Below are 17,521 nucleotides of genomic sequence, written 5' to 3'. Positions count from 1 at the left end.
CATAATCTGCGCCCTACCGCGCGAAGTCCTGGTATTTAATCATCTCGCCGGACTTGAAGTCCCAGGCCTCCACCCGGACACGGTCAGCAAACACCTTGACCCGCAGTCCGGTGGAGGCCTCTTCCTTTTCCTTAACAATTTTTTCGTCGTTATCGCCATCCGGTAGGTACTCATTGAGAATGGCGCCGGTGTTGACCACGGGGAAGCCGGTACGGCCAGCCTCACCAGTGCCGTCATAGCGGCGGGTTCCCCACCAGTTATTCTGACGCAGCGAAGAGTGGCTGTGGCTGCTAAACCACACGATGTTGTTGTACTTATTGACCACGTTGGATAGCGCCTCGAGGTCCTCAAAGTCATTCTGGTACCACGCCGAATGAGACATCGATACCGTCTGCGGCAGCAGCGGATGGCTAAAGACCAACGCCGGAGTGCCCTTAGCATCCCAATAAGCCAGGCGCTCATCTAGCCAATCGAGCTGCTCCTTGCTGATGCGCTGGAACGGCTCCTTGCCGTGGCGCAGAATATCGGAATAAAACTCGGTATTTACCGAAATGAGCGGCACCCCATCCACCACTTCTTCCTTCCACGGTTTATCCTGGCCGGAGTATTTGAGAAAGCGATCCAGGTAAGTCTTAGAGCCTTCCTTGCCATACATTTCGTGGTTGCCGATGGTCCACAATTCCTTGCCCGAATCGTGCGGCACCTCGCTGTGCGCGGCCAAGAAATCATCCCACTGCTGCTGCGAGCCATCGTCCACGAGGTCGCCGTTGAGCACCAGCGCCCCGGCCTTGTCCTCCATACCGTTCAACTGGCGGACCGCGTCTTTGTAGTCTTGGGGGTCGCCCTGGACGTCGGAAAGCACGTCCACGGTAGCCTGCGGCGAGCCCTGAAGCTCACCGAGCGGCTTGACGACGCCCACGTTATCCACCGCCCACCACCAGTCATCATTGCCGTTGTTGTAGCTGAAGCTAACCTGCATATTCTTCGCGCCGGCTGGCACGTCCACGCCAATGGACTCGTGCTTGGAGAAGACATCCTTATCAAAGACGGCGATTTCCTGGGCTTCCCCGCCATCGAAGGAGACAGTCACCGTGGCATTTTGCCCGTCCTTGCCCTGGCGGTAATGGTGGTCGAATTCCACATTCACCCGCTCCTGCCCCGCCACCGGGATGGCCGGGCTCTTTAGACCCGCGGTCATGGAATCGCCTTCGGCCAAGCGCTGCTGCTTGTTGTCGATGATGGCGAAGGTGTCATGCGCCTGGGTGAAATAGTGGCGCATATCGGTACCAGATGCCCAGGTCCAATGGCGCATATCGCCAAAAGTCCAGCCCTTCCAGCGGGCCTCGCCCGAGTCCACGCCGTGCACGTCGGTCTTCCACCCCTCCGGCGCGCGGTGAGTAAACCATGCCGGGGTATCCACCCCGTCGAAGCTTTCCAGCCACAGCACCCGAGACTCAGTGGCGTCCTCCTGCTGCACATCGTCTCCTGTGGAGGAACCGTGGGAGGAGCTCGGTGAAGAACTCAGCGAAGAGCCGAATGACGACCCCAATGAAGAACCATGGGACGAACCCGGAAGCGAGGACTGGGCCGCAGCTCCGGGCGCGCCTACTATTGCGGTAAGCGCCAGGATAGATGAGAAAGCACAGAGTTTATTTTTCATAATTCAATTTCTATCCGTCCTGGGCAACGACGCGGTTACATATACGTAAACTCTTGGCAAGCACTACATGCCTGCCAAGAGTCCTCACTTTGAGGTCCGCGTGAATTTAGGCGTGGCGGTCGAGCCAGTCCACGACGGTATCGAGAGCCTGATCGGCAGCCGGCTCATTAAAGACCTCGTGCTTCTGCCCCTCCCAGGTCACGTACTCCACGTCCTTGGAGGAGATGGAGTTATACCAATCCTGGGAGAAGTACGGCGGAACGATTCCGTCTTTGGTGCCGTGCATGATGAGCGTCGGTGCGGTGAAGAGGTCCGCATTGACGGCGTCGTAATTCGCAATTGCCGCCAGCTGCAAGGCCGTGCCGGCACTGGTCTTCTGCGCAATGAGCGGGCTAGAGGCATACTCGTCCTTCACCGCTTGGTTAGTGGAGATACCATCCGTAAATGGATTAGACAGCTGAATGTCCTTGCTCCACTCCGGCGATTGTGCGCCGATTTCGGTGCGGTGCGGAATCAGGTTCTGCGCATAGTTCGCATTAAAGCTGGTGAGTTGGGCTAGCGGCAAGCGTTCAAAGATGGTGGGATCCAGCTTCTTCTGGGTCTCAGAAATATCATCCGGCGTGATGTTCTTTCCCGCAACATTCTTGCCCGAAAGGTTCAGCGGCGCGCCGCCACCGTTAGTGATGATGCCATCGACCTTGCCCGGCTCACGAATGCCATAGGCCTCCACGGTCAGCGAGCCCATCGAGTGGCCCAGCAGGAAGGTCTTTACTCCCTGATTTTCTTCCTTCGCCATGTCCACGACACGGTCGAAATCATCGAGGATGTACTGGAAATTATCGATATGCCCCATCGGTACGCTGCCGCCGGCGGATTTGCCGTGGCCGCGGTGATCTACGCGGTAGACGTTGTAGCCTGCATCGAGCAAGCGCTTGGCGACGTAATCGTAACGCCCCGAGTGCTCAGATACACCGTGCGCCAAAACCACCGCACCGCGTGGGCTTGCCACCTTCTGCTTCCGGTAGTAGATCTTTACACCCTGACCGCGCTGGCTATCGAAGTAGCCATCCTCGTCAGAAACCTGCTTGTCAGAGACGGTCGGGCGTCCCAATACATCTGGCTTCTGGTCTGCCGTTGGGGCCGGTGCCTCTTGAGCAGCTGCGCCAACTGTAAACGTTCCAGATACCGCCACTGGTGCCGCCATGACAGCAGCCGCCGTCAAGCAAGCGGTTATATGCTTCTTCATCATCACCGTCTCCTCTTTAGTGTTGTATCTCATAGTGCTTTCCTGGATGAGATTGAGATAACAGTGATGCTAAATACGCGACGATATAAAGCACAAATAACTTCCAATTATGTAACCTACGGTTCCGTAAAATAACCGCACGGAAACGGACTTTTAGGAAGAACAAATTTTGCCAAAACTATTGCCCAAATCCACCCCCGTTACCCCCTTAATACAAAAAGCGGGAAACTCGAAGTTTCCGAGTTTCCCGCCGTCGTGATGGCTAATCCAGCTAAAGCTTAGTCACCAATCTGGTCGCGACCACGCTTAACAATATTCTCATCAACCTCGCCCACCAGCTCGTGATCCTTGTTCGTATACTCGAACTTGGACAGTACATAGCGCATAGCGTTAATGCGGGCACGCTTCTTGTCGTTGGACTTAATGGTAATCCACGGCGACTCTTCCGTATCCGTATAACGGAACTGCTCTTCCTTAGCACGGGTGTAGTCGTCCCACTTATCCAGCGAGGCCAAGTCCATCGGGGACAATTTCCACTGGCGCACTGGGTCAATCTGGCGAATAGCGAAGCGAGTGCGCTGCTCCTTACGAGTAACCGAGAACCACAGCTTGGTCAGGGAGATACCCGAGCCCAGAATCATATTCTCCAGCATCGGAACCTCGCGAAGGAATTCCGCGTGCTGACTTTCGGTACAAAAGCCCATAACCCGCTCCACCCCGGAACGGTTATACCAAGAGCGGTCAAAGAAGACGATTTCACCACCGGCCGGGAAATGCTCGATGTAACGCTGGAAGTACCACGAGGTGGACTCACGCGGCGACGGCTTTTCCAATGCCACTGTGCGGGCACCGCGCGGGTTCAGGTGTTCGTTAAAGCGCTTGATAGTGCCGCCTTTACCGGCTGCGTCGCGCCCCTCAAAGATAATAATATGACGCTGACCAGTTTCCTTGGTCCAGTTCTGCCACTTCAGCAATTCAATCTGCAGCGCACGCTTAACGGACTCGTACTCATCGCGAGTCATGCGTTCATCGTAGGGGTAATTTTCACGCCAAGTCTGGACCGGGGAACCATCCGGCATGATCAGCGAAGGGTCATCCTCATCGGTTCCGTCGACGACGTAGCCGTCTGTTTTTGCCAGGTCAATCTCGGGAAGATCGTCGTCTTTAATATCAGCCATGCATTAAGTGTAACCCGAATATAGACAGCAAGCGCGTTAAACTTTCGAAGTTATCCCTTCCCTAAGAAGTTATCCCTTCCCTAAACAGCCACCAAAACGAAAAGAAGGCCTACCGAGACGGTAGACCTTCTTGCTTCAGTGAGCTTTAAAGCTTAGAACTGGAGGATGTTCTTATACGAACATGCCGATCAGCTTGGAAGCGCCTTCAGCAATGGACAGCAGCGGAGAAAGAACCTCGTGGATAGAGTTGAACAAATTGCTGCTCAATTCTACGAAGCTGCCGAAGTTGGAGGAAAGTTCCTGCATTTTAGTGTCTCCTTATTGAAGGTTGGTTGATGGAAAGGTCTTGCTTACTTGGAGCTCAGTTCTTCCAAGCCGTTACCGAAAGTCTCGAAAGCTTCCTTCAGGGCCTCAAATCCTTCAGCGACGCCTTTCCAGTCCTGGATGCCCTGAACAATCTTGCCCCAGCCTTCCCAGGTAGTTACGAAGTTATCCAAGTGCATCTGAATGGTGGAGAGATCCATGTTTGAACTCCTAAAATAGATCCGAAGCTACTGCCGCGGAGGGGTTTGCAGTTTGCAGACACCCTCAGCGGGCGTCACAAAAGATATTTTGACACAAGTTTGAACGAAATCAAGTCAAATTTGCATAGATGCCCCATCACGCAGGCAACTTGATAAGGATAAGTTTATGGCTTTTGGAGGCATTAAAATTTTTTACCTTAACTGAAAGGCTACTAAACTGGGCTTTTACATTACGCTTTAAATAGCTAGGTTAGCTCAGGCTTAACACTGTAACGCTTCCGGAGTAACGAACGATAGGTAGGCGCAAAACCCACTCTCCGAGAGCGAAAAACCTTTTTAAATTCCGCCCCTTCAGCTACCCCTATACGGGGTCACTGGGGTGCATGGTTCGCATGTTAAAAGCTGTGGCGGAGAATCGCGAGCCATATAGCGCGGTGAATTTCCCAAAAGCTCTCCGATCTCCAGCCCCAATTGAAACCGACTATGACGAGCACATTCGGAAAGTCATCTCGTAAAGACGCAGCGTTCACATATCGCATCACTTAAAGAAAATGGTGCAGACACGCCGAAGCGCCCCGTTTCATGCGCTCTAAAGCACAGAAACGGGGCGCTCAGGCTGATGCTAGGCCCGTTGTTATTGGCGGCCTATGGGGTATAGGGCGTTAGAAGCCCATGCCGCCCATGGCGTCAGCGTCCGGCATGCCGTTGTTGGCTCCGGCCGGCTCAGGCTTGTCGGCAACGACGGCCTCGGTGGTCAGGAACAGAGCTGCAATGGAAGCAGCGTTCTGCAGTGCGGAGCGGGTGACCTTGACCGGGTCATTGATGCCAGCCTCCATGAGGTTGACGTACTCACCGGTAGCAGCGTTCAGGCCCTCGCCTGCTGGCAGGGAGGAAACCTTGTCAGCAACAACGCCCGGCTCCAGACCAGCGTTGTGTGCGATCTGCTTCAGCGGTGCGGACAGGGCCTCGCGGACGATCTTGACGCCGGTAGCCTCATCGCCCTTGAGGTCATCCAGGGAATCCAGGACGGAAGCAGCCTGCAGCAGGGCTACGCCACCGCCGGCAACGATGCCTTCTTCCACGGCAGCCTTTGCGTTGCGGACTGCATCCTCGATGCGGTGCTTGCGCTCCTTGAGCTCGACCTCGGTAGCGGCGCCGACCTTAAGGACGGCAACGCCGCCGGAGAGCTTAGCCAGGCGCTCCTGGAGCTTCTCACGGTCGTAATCGGAATCGGAGCTTTCGATCTCAGCGCGAATCTGCTTGATGCGGCCGTCGATCTGCTCCTGGGAGCCAGCACCCTGAACGATGGTGGTCTCATCCTTGGTGACAACGACCTTGCGTGCCTGGCCCAGGTACTCGAGCTCGGCGGTCTCGAGGGAGAGGCCGACCTCTTCGGAGATGACCTGGCCGCCAGTGAGGATGGCCATGTCCTGCAGGGTGGCCTTGCGGCGATCGCCGAAGCCAGGAGCCTTAACGGCAACGGACTTGAAGGTGCCGCGGATCTTGTTCACCACGAGGGTGGACAGGGCCTCGCCCTCAACGTCCTCGGCGATGATCAGCAGCGGCTTGCCGGACTGCATGACCTTCTCCAACAGCGGAACGAGGTCCTTGATATTGGAGATCTTGGAAGAGACCAGCAGGATATATGGGTCCTCCAGGACTGCCTCCTGGCGCTCCATATCGGTAGCGAAGTAGCCGGAGATGTAGCCCTTGTCAAAGCGCATGCCCTCGGTTACCTCGAGGTCAACACCGAAGGTATTGGACTCTTCCACGGTGATAACGGAGTCCTTGTTTACGGAGCCGTTGCCCACGGTGTACATAGCCTCGGCGATCTTCTCGCCGATGGCCGGGTCAGCAGCGGAGATGCCAGCGGTGGTAGCAATCTGCTCCTGGGTTTCTACTTCCTTGGCGGAAGACAGCAGGGAGTCCACAACCTTCTTGGTTGCGGTCTCGATGCCGCGCTTGATGCCCATAGGGTTGGAACCTGCGGCTACGTTGCGCAGACCCTCGCGTACCAGAGCCTGTGCCAGCACGGTTGCGGTGGTGGTGCCGTCGCCAGCGACGTCATCGGTCTTCTTAGCTACTTCCTTGACCAGCTCGGCGCCGATCTTCTCATAAGCATCCTCGAGCTCGATTTCGCGAGCGATAGAAACACCATCGTTGGTAATGGTCGGCGCGCCCCAGGACTTTTCCAGGACGACGTTGCGGCCCTTAGGGCCGAGGGTGACCTTGACGGCGTCGGCCAGCGTGTTCAGGCCGCGCTCAAGGCCGCGGCGGGCCTCTTCATCAAAAGCGATAATCTTTGCCATTGTGTTTGTGCTCCTTGGTTTATTGAGGACGACACTCACGTCTTTCTCGCTGCGGACGCCCGCGACGGCATGGCTGGTGAGTGTGAACCAACCTCAACCACAACGATGTAGATTTATCTGGCACTCATACTGTGCGAGTGCTAACGACTATTCTGGCACTCTCCCATCGCGACTGCAAGAAAAAATGGCGCCCCCGCGAAGGGACGCCATTATATAAGGAATGGATCAGGAACTAGGAGCTCTTCACCGTGCGCTTGGTCCAGCGGTAGATGAACGTTAGCGCGATAATGAAGAGGATCACGCCTACCACGGTGGCGGAGGCACCACCCTCAAAGATTTCCAGCGGGCTCTCGCCGCCAGCGGCGGCGATGATGCCGGCATTGACCACGCCAAAGAGGGACTCACCCACGATCAAGCCGGTAGCCAGGAGGGTTCCCATGCGCTTGGCAAACTCGGGGCGGGATTGCTTCGCGGCCCACTTATCGTAGAAAGTGCCCAGGATGGCGCCGATGGGGATGACGATGGTCAGCGCGGCCGGCAGGTACATACCCATGCCAGCTGCCAGCGGGGACAATGAGTACTTATCGGTGAACTTGCGCAGGAGCTCGTCAATAATAATGAGGACAGCGCCGATGGCCATGCCGATAAAGATAAGGTCCCAATCCAGCGAGCTATCGAAGATGCCGGAGGCAACCGAAGACATCAAGGCGGCCTGTGGGGCGGCCAAGGCGTCTTCGCCCGCACCCTCCATGCCTTGGAAACCGAAACCGTTGAGCATGACCTGCAAAATCGGCGGGATGACTAGGGAGCCGAAGACCACGCCGATAATGAGCGCTACCTGCTGCTTCCACGGGGTAGCGCCAACGAGTGCGCCGGTCTTCAGGTCCTGCAGGTTGTCATTGGAAATGGTGGCAATACCAAAGACAATGGCCGCGGTAAAGAGCGTATACGCCACCAAGGACAAAGGATCAGCGCTGGTGCCGCGGGTAACGGCGGCGATGAGCAGCGAGGCAGCAAGCACGGCAATGATACCGATGGAGGAAATCGGCGAGTTAGACGCACCAATCAGGCCCGCCATGTAGCCGCACACAGAGGCGATAATGAGGCCTACCAGCAACGTAAAGAGCACGGAGACGGTAATGAGCACGGCCATATGGTCATGGATATCGGTACCCTGCACGAAGTCCCACAGCAGCAGCGCGATGGGCACCATAAACGCCACGATGGTGGTGGCAACATAGGGGAAGGGAATATCTCGCTCGGTCACATCCACGGCGGAACCGGACTTACGGGCGCGCGAGGAGGCTAGCGACTGGCGGATACCCAGCGCAATGGGCCCGGCAATCTTCAGCAGGGTCCAGATAGCGGCAATGGCCATGGTGCCCACGCCGATGAAGCGGATATCATCGGAGAAGGTGGTATCGACGACGTCGGCAAGAGCGGTGGCGCCCGAAATATCACCGGTGGTGAAAATGGGCAGCAAGATGAAATAGGAAATCACTACGCCAACCAGCATGGCGATGCCCACCGGCAGGCCCACCAAGTGGCCCACGCCGATAAGGGCGGTAGAAAGGCTCGTGCCCAGGGTGGTCGCGCCGGCGCCGAGTTTGAAATAGGCGGTGACCTCAGAGGCGGCCGCCTTCATTGCGGTCAGCAGCGCCATGACGGCCGAGGTAATACCGCCGGCGACGATGATGCGCAGACCCTTGGCATTTTCTTCCTGGCTGGCGCCGGAAGCATTTTCATCGCCCACCTTGAGGACCTCGGCCGCGGCCACGCCCTCCGGGTAGGGCAGATCGGAGCCTGTTACCAAAGCGCGGCGCAACGGGATGGAATACATCACGCCCAGCACGCCGCCGATGATGCACACACCGGCCGTCTGCAGGAAGCCGAAGCCCTGCCAGTACCCCACCATCACTAGGCCCGGGAGGACGAAGATGATGGCGGACAAGGTGCCCGCAGCAGAGGCGATGGTCTGGACAATATTATTTTCTTTAATGTTATGACCTTTGAAATGGCGCAAGACTGCCATGGAAATCACGGCAGCGGGGATGGAGGTAGCAAAGGTCAAGCCCACCTTCAGGCCTAGGTACACGTTGGCAGCGGTGAAGATGAGGGTAATCAGGCCGCCGATGATAATGCCGCGCAGAGTCAGCTCGGGCAGGGTGGCCTTGGAACCTGCGGCGGATGATGCGTTCGCCATGCCAGGTCCTTTCTATTCTCGGCTATGAAAGTTTCTCGTTTCACCCCGCGTAACAAACCGCAGCCTGCCACGTCCGTTCCTGTCTGTTTGGCCCCGATTCCTCGCCGGAATAGGGTCCGAACGGACAAAATCCGCACAGGGTGGAATGAATAAATTTTAGTTCACCACCCCAGCGTTTTCCTATTCCGGTTGCTCTATAGCTTGGGCAGGGCGGGTACGGTAGTACACATGACTGCACTTAATGAAAGCATCCGCAACGACCGCGAGACCATTTTCCGCCAGCTCAGCGAGCTCGTAGCCTTCAACTCCGTCCACAATGAGGAAGGCTTGGAGGACCAGACCAAGGGCGCGAGCCAGTGGGTTAAGTCCGCACTCGAAGAAGCCGGAGTGAGCGTGGAAACCATCACCACGGCCGATGGCTCCACCGCCATCTTGGGCGAGCGCAAGGGCGACGAGGGGGCCAAAACCGTCCTGCTTTACTCCCACTATGACGTAGTACCGGCGGGCAACCGCGAAGCGTGGGATTCTGATCCTTTTACCCTTACTGAGCGCCAGGCCGCCGATGGCTCTACTCGTTGGTACGGCCGCGGCGCCGCCGATTGCAAGGGCAACGTGGCCATGCACCTAGCGGCCCTGCGCGCGGTGGACAATAACGGCGGCACCAAGGTCAACCTGAAGTACCTCATCGAGGGTTCTGAGGAACGCGGCGGCGAGGGCCTTTCCCAGCTCATCAAGGACCGCCCGGAGCTTTTTGCGGCCGATGCCATCCTCATCGCCGATGCCGGCAACTCCGCCGTAGGCCAGCCGACCTTGACCACTTCCCTACGCGGCGGCGCGCAGATTGGTGTGCAGGTCGATACGCTGGCCGCCGGCGTTCACTCCGGCCAATTTGGTGGCGCGGCCCCGGACGCCGCCAAAGCCCTGATGCGCGCCATCGACTCCCTATCCGATGAGTACGGCCGCACCGTTATCGATGGCGTAGATACCACCGCCGAGTGGTCCGGCCAGGAATACTCGGCCGAGGCCTTCCGTGCCGATGCACAGCTGCTGGAGGGCACCAAGATCATGGGCGAAGATGACCCGGCTGGCGCCACCCCGGTGGCGAATATGGTCTGGTCCCGCCCAGCCATTACCGTGACCGGCTTTACCTCTACCCCGGTTGCAGAAGCAGTCAACGCCGTGCCCGCTACCGCTTCCGCCCAGCTCAACCTGCGCGTTCCGGCTGGCGCCGATGCCGCCGCGATTGCCGACGCCGTCTGTGCGCACCTCCGCAGCCACACCCCTTGGGGCGCCCACGTCAAGGCCGAGGTGCTCGAGTCCAATGCCGGCTTTGCCACCGATCCGGAAAAGCCAGCCGCTGCCCTGCTAGGCGAATGCCTTTCCGAGGCCTATAACGCAGAGACCGCCGCTCAGGGCATGGGCGGTTCCATTCCGCTAACCACCGAGCTGCAAGAGGCGCATCCTAACGCGGAGATCGCCCTCTACGGTGTGGAGGAGCCCAAGTGCACCATTCACTCCGCCAATGAGTCGGTGGATCCCACCGAGATCGAAAATATTGCCGCAGCCGAGGCACTCTTCCTGCAGCGCTACTCCTAAGGCTTGCGCCCCTGGCCCAGCCTGGGTCCTGGCTATTGCCGCGGCACTGCGGCGTACCCCGCTCCCCACGGAGCGGGGTTTCTTTATGCCGCAAAACAGCAGCATATAATACAGCGCCAAAAATAGTTCTTTCAAAGCCGTAGAAAAGCCGGTAAAGTGGCAAAAAGTTGGCCCCGCGCTCGGCCATGTTGCTTGCACTATGCCACCGCGGCGTACTCAGCGGCGTGCGGCTCGTGAATGTTCTCGTCTCTCAGTAGTTGTGATGCTCGTGGTGTTCGCGGCAGCGGGGCAAGAGAACGCGATACAACCAAAAGGAGCGCAGTAACCAACGTGCTAATACTCCTAGGTACTCTCATCGCCGCCACCGTGGTGGCACCGCTGCTCATCATGCGAATGGGTCGCCCGGCATTTGGAATTTTGGCCCTAGTCCCCGGCGCAGGCTTTGTGTGGACGCTCATGCACTTTCTGCGCGGCACCTTCGCAGACGGTGGCGCGGTTGAGCATACCGTGGAATGGATGCCCTCCGCGAACCTAAGTTTTGACCTCCGCTTAGACGGACTAGGCGCGCTGTTTAGCCTCATCATCTTGGGCATGGGCGCGCTGGTATTGATCTACTGCTGGGGCTACTTCGACGGCACGCGACGCCGCTTGGCCATGTTCGCGGCGCAAATGGTGGGCTTCGCCACCGCCATGTTTGGTCTAGTGGCCGCGGATAATTTCCTGCTGATGTACGTGTTCTGGGAGATTACCTCCCTGCTGTCTTATCTCTTGGTTAGCTACTATGCGGAACGAGCCTCCTCCCGCCGCGCGGCCCAGCAGGCGCTGATGGTCACCGCGCTGGGCGGGCTAACCATGCTCATGGGCTTTATCTTGCTCGGGCGGCAAACTGGGGCGTGGACCTTTAGTGATATCTCCGCCTATGAGAACTTTGCGCAAACACCCTATGTCACGGTGGCCATCGTGCTCATCTTGGCGGGCGCGCTGACAAAGTCCGCAATCGTACCGGCACACTTTTGGCTCCCCGGCGCGATGGCGGCGCCGACTCCGGTCTCCGCTTATCTCCACTCCGCCGCGATGGTTAAGGCCGGCATCTACCTCGTCGGGCGCTTGGCGCCCTCGATGTATGAGGTGGCAACCTGGCACGTGGTGGTTATCTCCTTAGGCGTATTTACCATGCTGCTCGGTGGCTGGATGGCGCTCAAACAGCGCGACCTGAAGCTGATTTTGGCCTATGGCACCGTCTCCCAGTTGGGTTTTATCACCTCCATCATGGCCGTAGGCTCGCGGGAAGCCATGCAGGCCGGCCTCGCGCTGACCTTTGCGCACTCGCTATTTAAGGCGGCGCTTTTTATGGTCGTCGGAGCTATCGATCACTGCTCGGGCACGAGGGATATCACCAAGCTATCCGGCTTGGGGCGCAAGGAGCCCTTCCTTTTCGGTATTGCGATCATTTCCGGGTTCTCCATGGCCGGCGTCCCACCACTGTTTGGCTTCGTGGCTAAAGAGGCCGTGCTGGAAGCCACCATGCACGAAGAGCTCTTGGCCGGCATGCCGCGCAATATGATGCTTGTGGCCTATGTCCTCGGTTCTATCCTCACGATGGCCTATACGCTGCGCTTTTTGTGGGGTGCCTTTGCCACCAAGAAGGAGGTCAATGGAACGGAGCTGGCAGAGGCCGTCGCCAAGATGCATCCGGTCAACCTGGGGCTATGGCTCTCCCCTGTCTTACTTACCGTCCTGACAGTGGTACTTGGTGTATTCCCCAAGCCGCTTTCGGCAGCCTTTGACCAACACCTCAATTCCACCTTCGGCCCGGAGGAGCATAGCGAGCTAGCCCTGTGGCATGGCTTGACGGTGGCGCTGGGCCTCTCCGCACTCATTATTGTGGCCGGTATTATTATGCACTGGCAACGCCAGGTCCTGGTCAAGTGGCAATTCTCCTACCCCGCACTGGGCAATGCGGATGACGCCTACGATTCGGTCATCGCTCTTTTGCGCCAGCTCTCGCTGCGCACGACGGCAACCACGCAGCGCGGCTCCCTGCAGCTGAACTTGACGGTTATCTTTGCCACGTTGATGCTGCTGCCACTGGCTATGATCATCAAAGGCGATCTCACTGATATCCGCATGATAGTGGCGGAAAATCCTTGGCAGATCGTCGCCGCCTTCATCATCATGGTGGCCGCCGTGGCTGCCACGGTCACCGATAATCGTTTATCAGCCGTCATCATCGTCGGGGTGACTGGCTATACGCTCGCCTTCATCTTCGCTCTGCACGGTGCGCCGGACTTGGCGCTGACGCAGCTGTTGACCGAGACCATCGTGATGGTTCTTTTCATGCTGGTTCTGCGCCGCATGCCGGCCTCCACCGAATGGAAGCAGGACCCCAAGATGGGCCGCCTGCGTGCCTGGCTTTCCGTGGGCACGGGTCTTACCGTCACCGTAGTAGCGATGTTTGCTATTAACGCGCGTCAGTCCAAGCCCATCTCCGAGTTCATGCCGGATCTGGCCAAAGAGATTGGACACGGTGCCAATACTGTCAACGTCTTGCTGGTGGACCTGCGCGCCTGGGATACCTTTGGCGAAATCACGGTGATTATCATTGCCGCACTGGGCGTGGTCTCGCTGATTTATCGCACCCAATCTTTCGGCCGTGAAAGCCGCCGCCCCACCCTGCGGGTTACCGGCCGGCGGTGGCTGGCCGCCGGGGTGGAATCTGAGCAAGCACTCAACCGCTCGCTGATGATCGATGTCTCCACCCGCGTGCTCTTCCCGTCCATGGTCGCACTGTCCTTCTATTTCTTCTTCTCCGGCCACAATGCTCCTGGCGGTGGCTTTGCCGGCGGCCTCGTGGCAGCGCTAGCACTCATCCTGCGTTACCTGGCTGGTGGGCGCGCGGAGCTGGAAGAAACCCTGCCTATTGACGCCGGCCGCACCATGGGCACCGGTCTCTTGCTGTCCGCACTAGCCACGGTGACCCCGATGTTCTTTGGTCACCCGCCGCTTACCAGCGGATACACCTCACCGGAGATTCCGCTCATCGGCAAGGTTTCGCTACCTTCAGCGTTGGTCTTTGACGCAGGTGTCTACCTCATCGTCGTGGGGCTCACGCTCTACATCCTAAATTCCTTGGGCGCCAAGCTGGATGAAGAAGAGGATATGCGTAAGCAACGTGCCCGCGATCGCGCCCGCTCGCTGGCCCGGCAGCAGCGCCAACGCACCGCCAAGCAAAAAGCGCAACGGGCCCAACGCAAGGAAAAGAAACAAGCCGCTACAGCAAGCACAACCGCCACCACAGGGAAGGAGAAATAAATGGAAGCCAACCTCTTCCTCCTCTTGGCCGCCGGTGTGCTCGTAGCCGCGGGCGTCTACCTGCTCCTGGACCGCGCCATGACCAAAATGCTGCTTGGACTGCTGCTTTTGGGCAATGGCGCAAACCTCTTCCTGCTGCAGTCCGGCGGTTCGGCCGGTTCTCCGCCTATCGATGGCCGCGACTCGGAACCTTTCGGCACCGAGATTGCAGATCCGCTGGCACAAGCAATGATTCTGACTGCCATCGTCATTTCCATGGCGCTGACGGCCTTCATCCTTACCCTGGCCTACCGCCAGTACCGCTACCGCACGGATGATGTCATTGAAGATGACGCGGAAGATACCGCTATTGCCGCCAAGGCCGCGCGCCCCGGCAATGCGGCCGCCAGCCCGGACCACGATGCGTCCAATGATCCGGCTACCGGCCGCGCCACCAAGCAAGGCGATAACTTCGGCCCTGCATCCTTCGAGGAACCAGTAAAGGGGGCCCGCGATGAGTGAGACCGTACAGCCGCTTGTCGATGCCCTCTTTCCCTACATCGGCTACCTCATTCCGCTGCCCATTATCATCCCAGCAGTGGCCGCGGCCCTCGCCTTGATCTTTTGCCGCATTCCCAATGTGCAGCGCCAGATCGTATTTTTCTCACTGCTCATTACCGCCGTGGTCAATGCCGTACTCATCCTCATCGCAGATTTTGAAGGCATCCAAACCCTGCAGGTAGGAGGCTGGGACGCCCCGGTGGGTATCACGCTCGTGGCGGATCGCCTCTCTGCGGTCATGCTCTTTACGTCCTCCGTGGTGCTGTTTTCTGTCATTTGGTACGCCATTTCTCAGGGCGTTCGCGACGGCACCAAGGACGAACCGGTGGCCGTCTTCTTGCCCACCTACATGCTGCTGACCATGGGCGTTAATATCTCCTTTTTGGCGGGCGATCTCTTCAACCTCTACGTGGGCTTCGAGGTCTTCCTCGTGGCGTCCTATGTGCTGTTGACCTTAGGTGCCTCGGCTGGTCGAGTGCGCGCCGGCGTGGGCTACGTGATGGTGTCGATGGCCTCATCCATGATCTTCTTGCTCGCGTTGGGGTATGTGTATTCCTCCGTGGGCACGATGAACATGGCACAGATTGGCCAGCGCATGCAGGACATTCCGGAAGGAACTCGCACCGCTATCTTTGCCACGTTGCTCGTCGCCTTTGGCATTAAGGCCGCCGTGGTCCCGCTGGATGCCTGGCTGCCGGACTCCTATCCCACGGCACCTTCGCTGGTTACGGCCGTCTTTGCCGGCCTGCTGACCAAGGTGGGTGTCTACGCCATCATCCGCGCCCGCACCTCCGTCTTTACTGCGGGTGGGCTCGATACCGTGCTCATGTGGGTAGCCCTCGCCACGATGCTGGTGGGTATTTTGGGCGCCATCGCGCAATCCGATATTAAGCGCCTTTTGTCTTTTACCCTGGTCAGCCACATTGGTTATATGATCTTCGGCGTCTCTTTGGGTACCGCGCAGGGGCTTTCTGGCGCCATCTTCTACGCCGTACACCACATTCTGGTCCAGACTGCGCTATTTCTGGTGGTCGGACTGGTTGAGCGCCAAGCCGGAACATCTTCGCTGCGCCGTTTGGGCTCGCTGATGTATTCCGCCCCGCTCATCGGAATCTTGTATTTCATCCCCGCCATCAACCTGGGCGGCATCCCGCCGTTCTCCGGTTTCCTGGGCAAGGTCATTTTGCTGCAAGCCGGTGCGAATGAAGGATCCTGGATGGCCTGGGTACTTATCGTTGGAGCCGTGGCTACCTCCCTGCTTACCCTCTACGTGATGATGCTGGTGTGGGCTAAGGGCTTTCAACGCGACCGCGCCGATGCCCCTGAAGGCAACGTGGCGCTCGCCCGCCCGGCCCCGCTTTCCGATATCACCGATGAGGTGGAATTTTCCTCCCGCCAGGATGTGGGCAGGGTGCCCTTTGGCATGATCGCCTCTACGACCCTGCTGGTGGCCGCGTCTACGTCCATTACTTTCCTGGCCGGACCGATTTCCGGTGTAACCTCGCGCGCGGCCGAATCCGCGCAGGATACGTCCATCTACCAGTACGCCGTGCTGGGCGACCGCGCGGATGATCCCACCCGCCACCTCAACCAGAAGGAGCGCTACACCGGCGGCGCTGATTCCTATGAAAATAGGCGCAGCCACTCTCCTGAGGCGGAGCCCCCGGCCTCGCCGGGCCTGGATTCCCGCACCGATCCAGAAGCCGGTGGACGCGATGCGCATTCCACCACCGTAAAGTCCCCGGACGCCGCCAAGAGGAAGGATATTAGCGATGACTAACTCGCGCTTTTCCGGCCTGCACCACCGCTTCCGTCCGTGGTTCATCGTCTGGCTCATCATCATGTGGTGCATGCTGATGGGCGAGGTCACCGTGGGAAACTTGGTGGCGGGACTTATCATCGGCGTCGTTATTGTCTTTGCCCTACCGCTGCCGGCCATGCCGATTACCGGCATCGACGTCTCCTGGGGCAAGCTCATTGCTTTTATGCTCCGCTGGTTCTGGGAGTTGTTCTACGCCTCGCTCAAGGTGGGATGGCTGGCCGTGCGCCCGCAGCCGGTGCCCAAGACCGCCATCTTGGAGCTGCCCATGCGCTTGGATAATGAGTTTGCCATCTCTTTGGCGGTGACGCTGTACAACCTGCAACCGGGTGGCACGGTAACCGATATTGATATTGCTAACCGCATGCTCACCGTCCACATCTTAGATGCCCACGATGAGGAGCAAATCCAGCGCGAGATCAATGCCGTGGCCCGTATGGAGGTCTCATTCATCGAAATCTTTGAAAGGAGCCACCCCTAATGGATCCTCAGATCTACAATGCGATTTTGCTGGTGGCCGCCGCGCTGCTGGTCGTCTCCTTCCTCATTACCGTCTGGCGCATTATCACCGGGCCTAATTCGCTGGACCGTTTGGTGGGTATGGATGGCTTTACCGCGATGTTCCAGTGCGCGCTTGCTACCTACATGTGCTGGTCGCTCAACACCACGGTGGCCTCGGCCATGCTGGTCATTGCGCTCTTGGGTTTTATCTCTACCGTGTCGGTTACAAGGTTTAGGAAGAGGGATAACCAATGAGCTGGTCCTTTATCGCTGATGTACTCTCGCTCATCCTCATTATTAGCGGCAGCCTCCTCACCTTGGCCGCAGCCATCGGTATCGCTCGATTCAAAGACACAATGTCGCGCGTACACGCGGTGAGCAAGCCGCAGACCACCGGTCTTATCCTCACCATCCTGGGCGCGATCATCCGCCTCACGGGCGCGGAATCCTTCAGCGTGGCCGAGCGGGGGGATTTAGGAATGCTCATTTTGCTGGTACTGTTTGCCATGTTCACTAGCCCGGTAACCGCGCAGCGCACCTCACGTATTGCACGCCGTGAGGGCCTATACGGCACCGAGGAAACCATGTCCCGCAACGACCGCCCCGCCGCGAAGTCGCTGCGCCGCAAGTAGG

General features: G+C 58.4%; 14 protein-coding genes. 7 read left to right on the top strand and 7 right to left on the bottom strand.

Annotation, left to right across the window (positions count from 1 at the left end):
- Positions 1 to 13: 13 nt before the first annotated feature.
- From WMP97_RS08425 to WMP97_RS08395, 7 genes are all read right to left on the bottom strand, one after another.
- The gene (locus WMP97_RS08425; protein WP_248100080.1) at positions 14 to 1,660 is read right to left on the bottom strand and encodes a metallophosphoesterase family protein; all 1,647 of its coding nucleotides are present in this window, start codon (positions 1,658 to 1,660) and stop codon (positions 14 to 16) included.
- 106 nt (positions 1,661 to 1,766) lie between these two features.
- Positions 1,767 to 2,939 (bottom strand): alpha/beta hydrolase, encoded by a 1,173-nt coding sequence (locus WMP97_RS08420; RefSeq protein ID WP_023019950.1) that lies wholly within the window; start codon positions 2,937 to 2,939, stop codon positions 1,767 to 1,769.
- 245 nt (positions 2,940 to 3,184) lie between these two features.
- Positions 3,185 to 4,084 carry a polyphosphate kinase 2 gene (gene ppk2, locus WMP97_RS08415; RefSeq protein WP_023019951.1) on the bottom strand — a complete coding sequence of 300 codons (900 nt, stop codon included), beginning with the start codon at positions 4,082 to 4,084 and terminating at the stop codon, positions 3,185 to 3,187.
- A 171-nt stretch (positions 4,085 to 4,255) separates the two neighbouring features.
- Positions 4,256 to 4,390 carry a hypothetical protein gene (locus WMP97_RS08410; RefSeq protein ID WP_023019952.1) on the bottom strand — a complete coding sequence of 45 codons (135 nt, stop codon included), beginning with the start codon at positions 4,388 to 4,390 and terminating at the stop codon, positions 4,256 to 4,258.
- Positions 4,391 to 4,434: 44 nt separating this feature from the next.
- Positions 4,435 to 4,608 (bottom strand): hypothetical protein, encoded by a 174-nt coding sequence (locus WMP97_RS08405; RefSeq protein WP_023019953.1) that lies wholly within the window; start codon positions 4,606 to 4,608, stop codon positions 4,435 to 4,437.
- 662 nt (positions 4,609 to 5,270) lie between these two features.
- Positions 5,271 to 6,917 carry a chaperonin GroEL gene (gene groL, locus WMP97_RS08400; RefSeq protein ID WP_023019954.1) on the bottom strand — a complete coding sequence of 549 codons (1,647 nt, stop codon included), beginning with the start codon at positions 6,915 to 6,917 and terminating at the stop codon, positions 5,271 to 5,273.
- A gap of 232 nt (positions 6,918 to 7,149) precedes the next feature.
- Entirely contained in the window at positions 7,150 to 9,120 is a 1,971-nt protein-coding gene (locus tag WMP97_RS08395; RefSeq protein ID WP_239208097.1) for an OPT family oligopeptide transporter, read from the bottom strand.
- Positions 9,121 to 9,348: 228 nt separating this feature from the next.
- Here WMP97_RS08395 and WMP97_RS08390 point away from each other — a divergent pair, with 228 nt between their 5' ends.
- The 7 genes from WMP97_RS08390 (at position 9,349) to WMP97_RS08360 (ending at position 17,520) form a co-directional block, all read left to right on the top strand.
- Entirely contained in the window at positions 9,349 to 10,716 is a 1,368-nt protein-coding gene (locus WMP97_RS08390) for a M20/M25/M40 family metallo-hydrolase (protein ID WP_239208098.1), read from the top strand.
- Positions 10,717 to 11,046: 330 nt separating this feature from the next.
- Positions 11,047 to 14,028 (top strand): Na+/H+ antiporter subunit A, encoded by a 2,982-nt coding sequence (locus tag WMP97_RS08385; RefSeq protein WP_200288614.1) that lies wholly within the window; start codon positions 11,047 to 11,049, stop codon positions 14,026 to 14,028.
- Positions 14,029 to 14,529, top strand: a complete 501-nt coding sequence (locus WMP97_RS08380; RefSeq protein ID WP_200288613.1) for a Na(+)/H(+) antiporter subunit C — start codon at positions 14,029 to 14,031, stop codon at positions 14,527 to 14,529.
- A complete protein-coding gene (locus WMP97_RS08375) occupies positions 14,522 to 16,348 on the top strand; it encodes a Na+/H+ antiporter subunit D (RefSeq protein ID WP_023019960.1) in 1,827 nt (608 codons plus the stop codon). Before WMP97_RS08380 ends, WMP97_RS08375 begins: the two co-directional genes overlap by 8 nt.
- Positions 16,341 to 16,868, top strand: coding sequence for a Na+/H+ antiporter subunit E (locus tag WMP97_RS08370; RefSeq protein ID WP_023019961.1), 528 nt, complete (start codon positions 16,341 to 16,343; stop codon positions 16,866 to 16,868). The genes WMP97_RS08375 and WMP97_RS08370 overlap by 8 nt, the downstream gene beginning before the upstream one ends.
- Positions 16,868 to 17,143 carry a monovalent cation/H+ antiporter complex subunit F gene (locus WMP97_RS08365; RefSeq protein WP_023019962.1) on the top strand — a complete coding sequence of 92 codons (276 nt, stop codon included), beginning with the start codon at positions 16,868 to 16,870 and terminating at the stop codon, positions 17,141 to 17,143. The genes WMP97_RS08370 and WMP97_RS08365 overlap by 1 nt, the downstream gene beginning before the upstream one ends.
- Positions 17,140 to 17,520, top strand: coding sequence for a monovalent cation/H(+) antiporter subunit G (locus WMP97_RS08360; protein WP_023019963.1), 381 nt, complete (start codon positions 17,140 to 17,142; stop codon positions 17,518 to 17,520). The genes WMP97_RS08365 and WMP97_RS08360 overlap by 4 nt, the downstream gene beginning before the upstream one ends.
- Position 17,521: the final 1 nt, after the last annotated feature.

The sequence above is a fragment of the Corynebacterium sp. KPL4072 genome (assembly GCF_037908395.1).
Classification (GTDB): Bacteria; Actinomycetota; Actinomycetes; order Mycobacteriales; family Mycobacteriaceae; genus Corynebacterium; species Corynebacterium kefirresidentii.
This window is presented reverse-complemented; position numbering and strand designations above follow the sequence as displayed.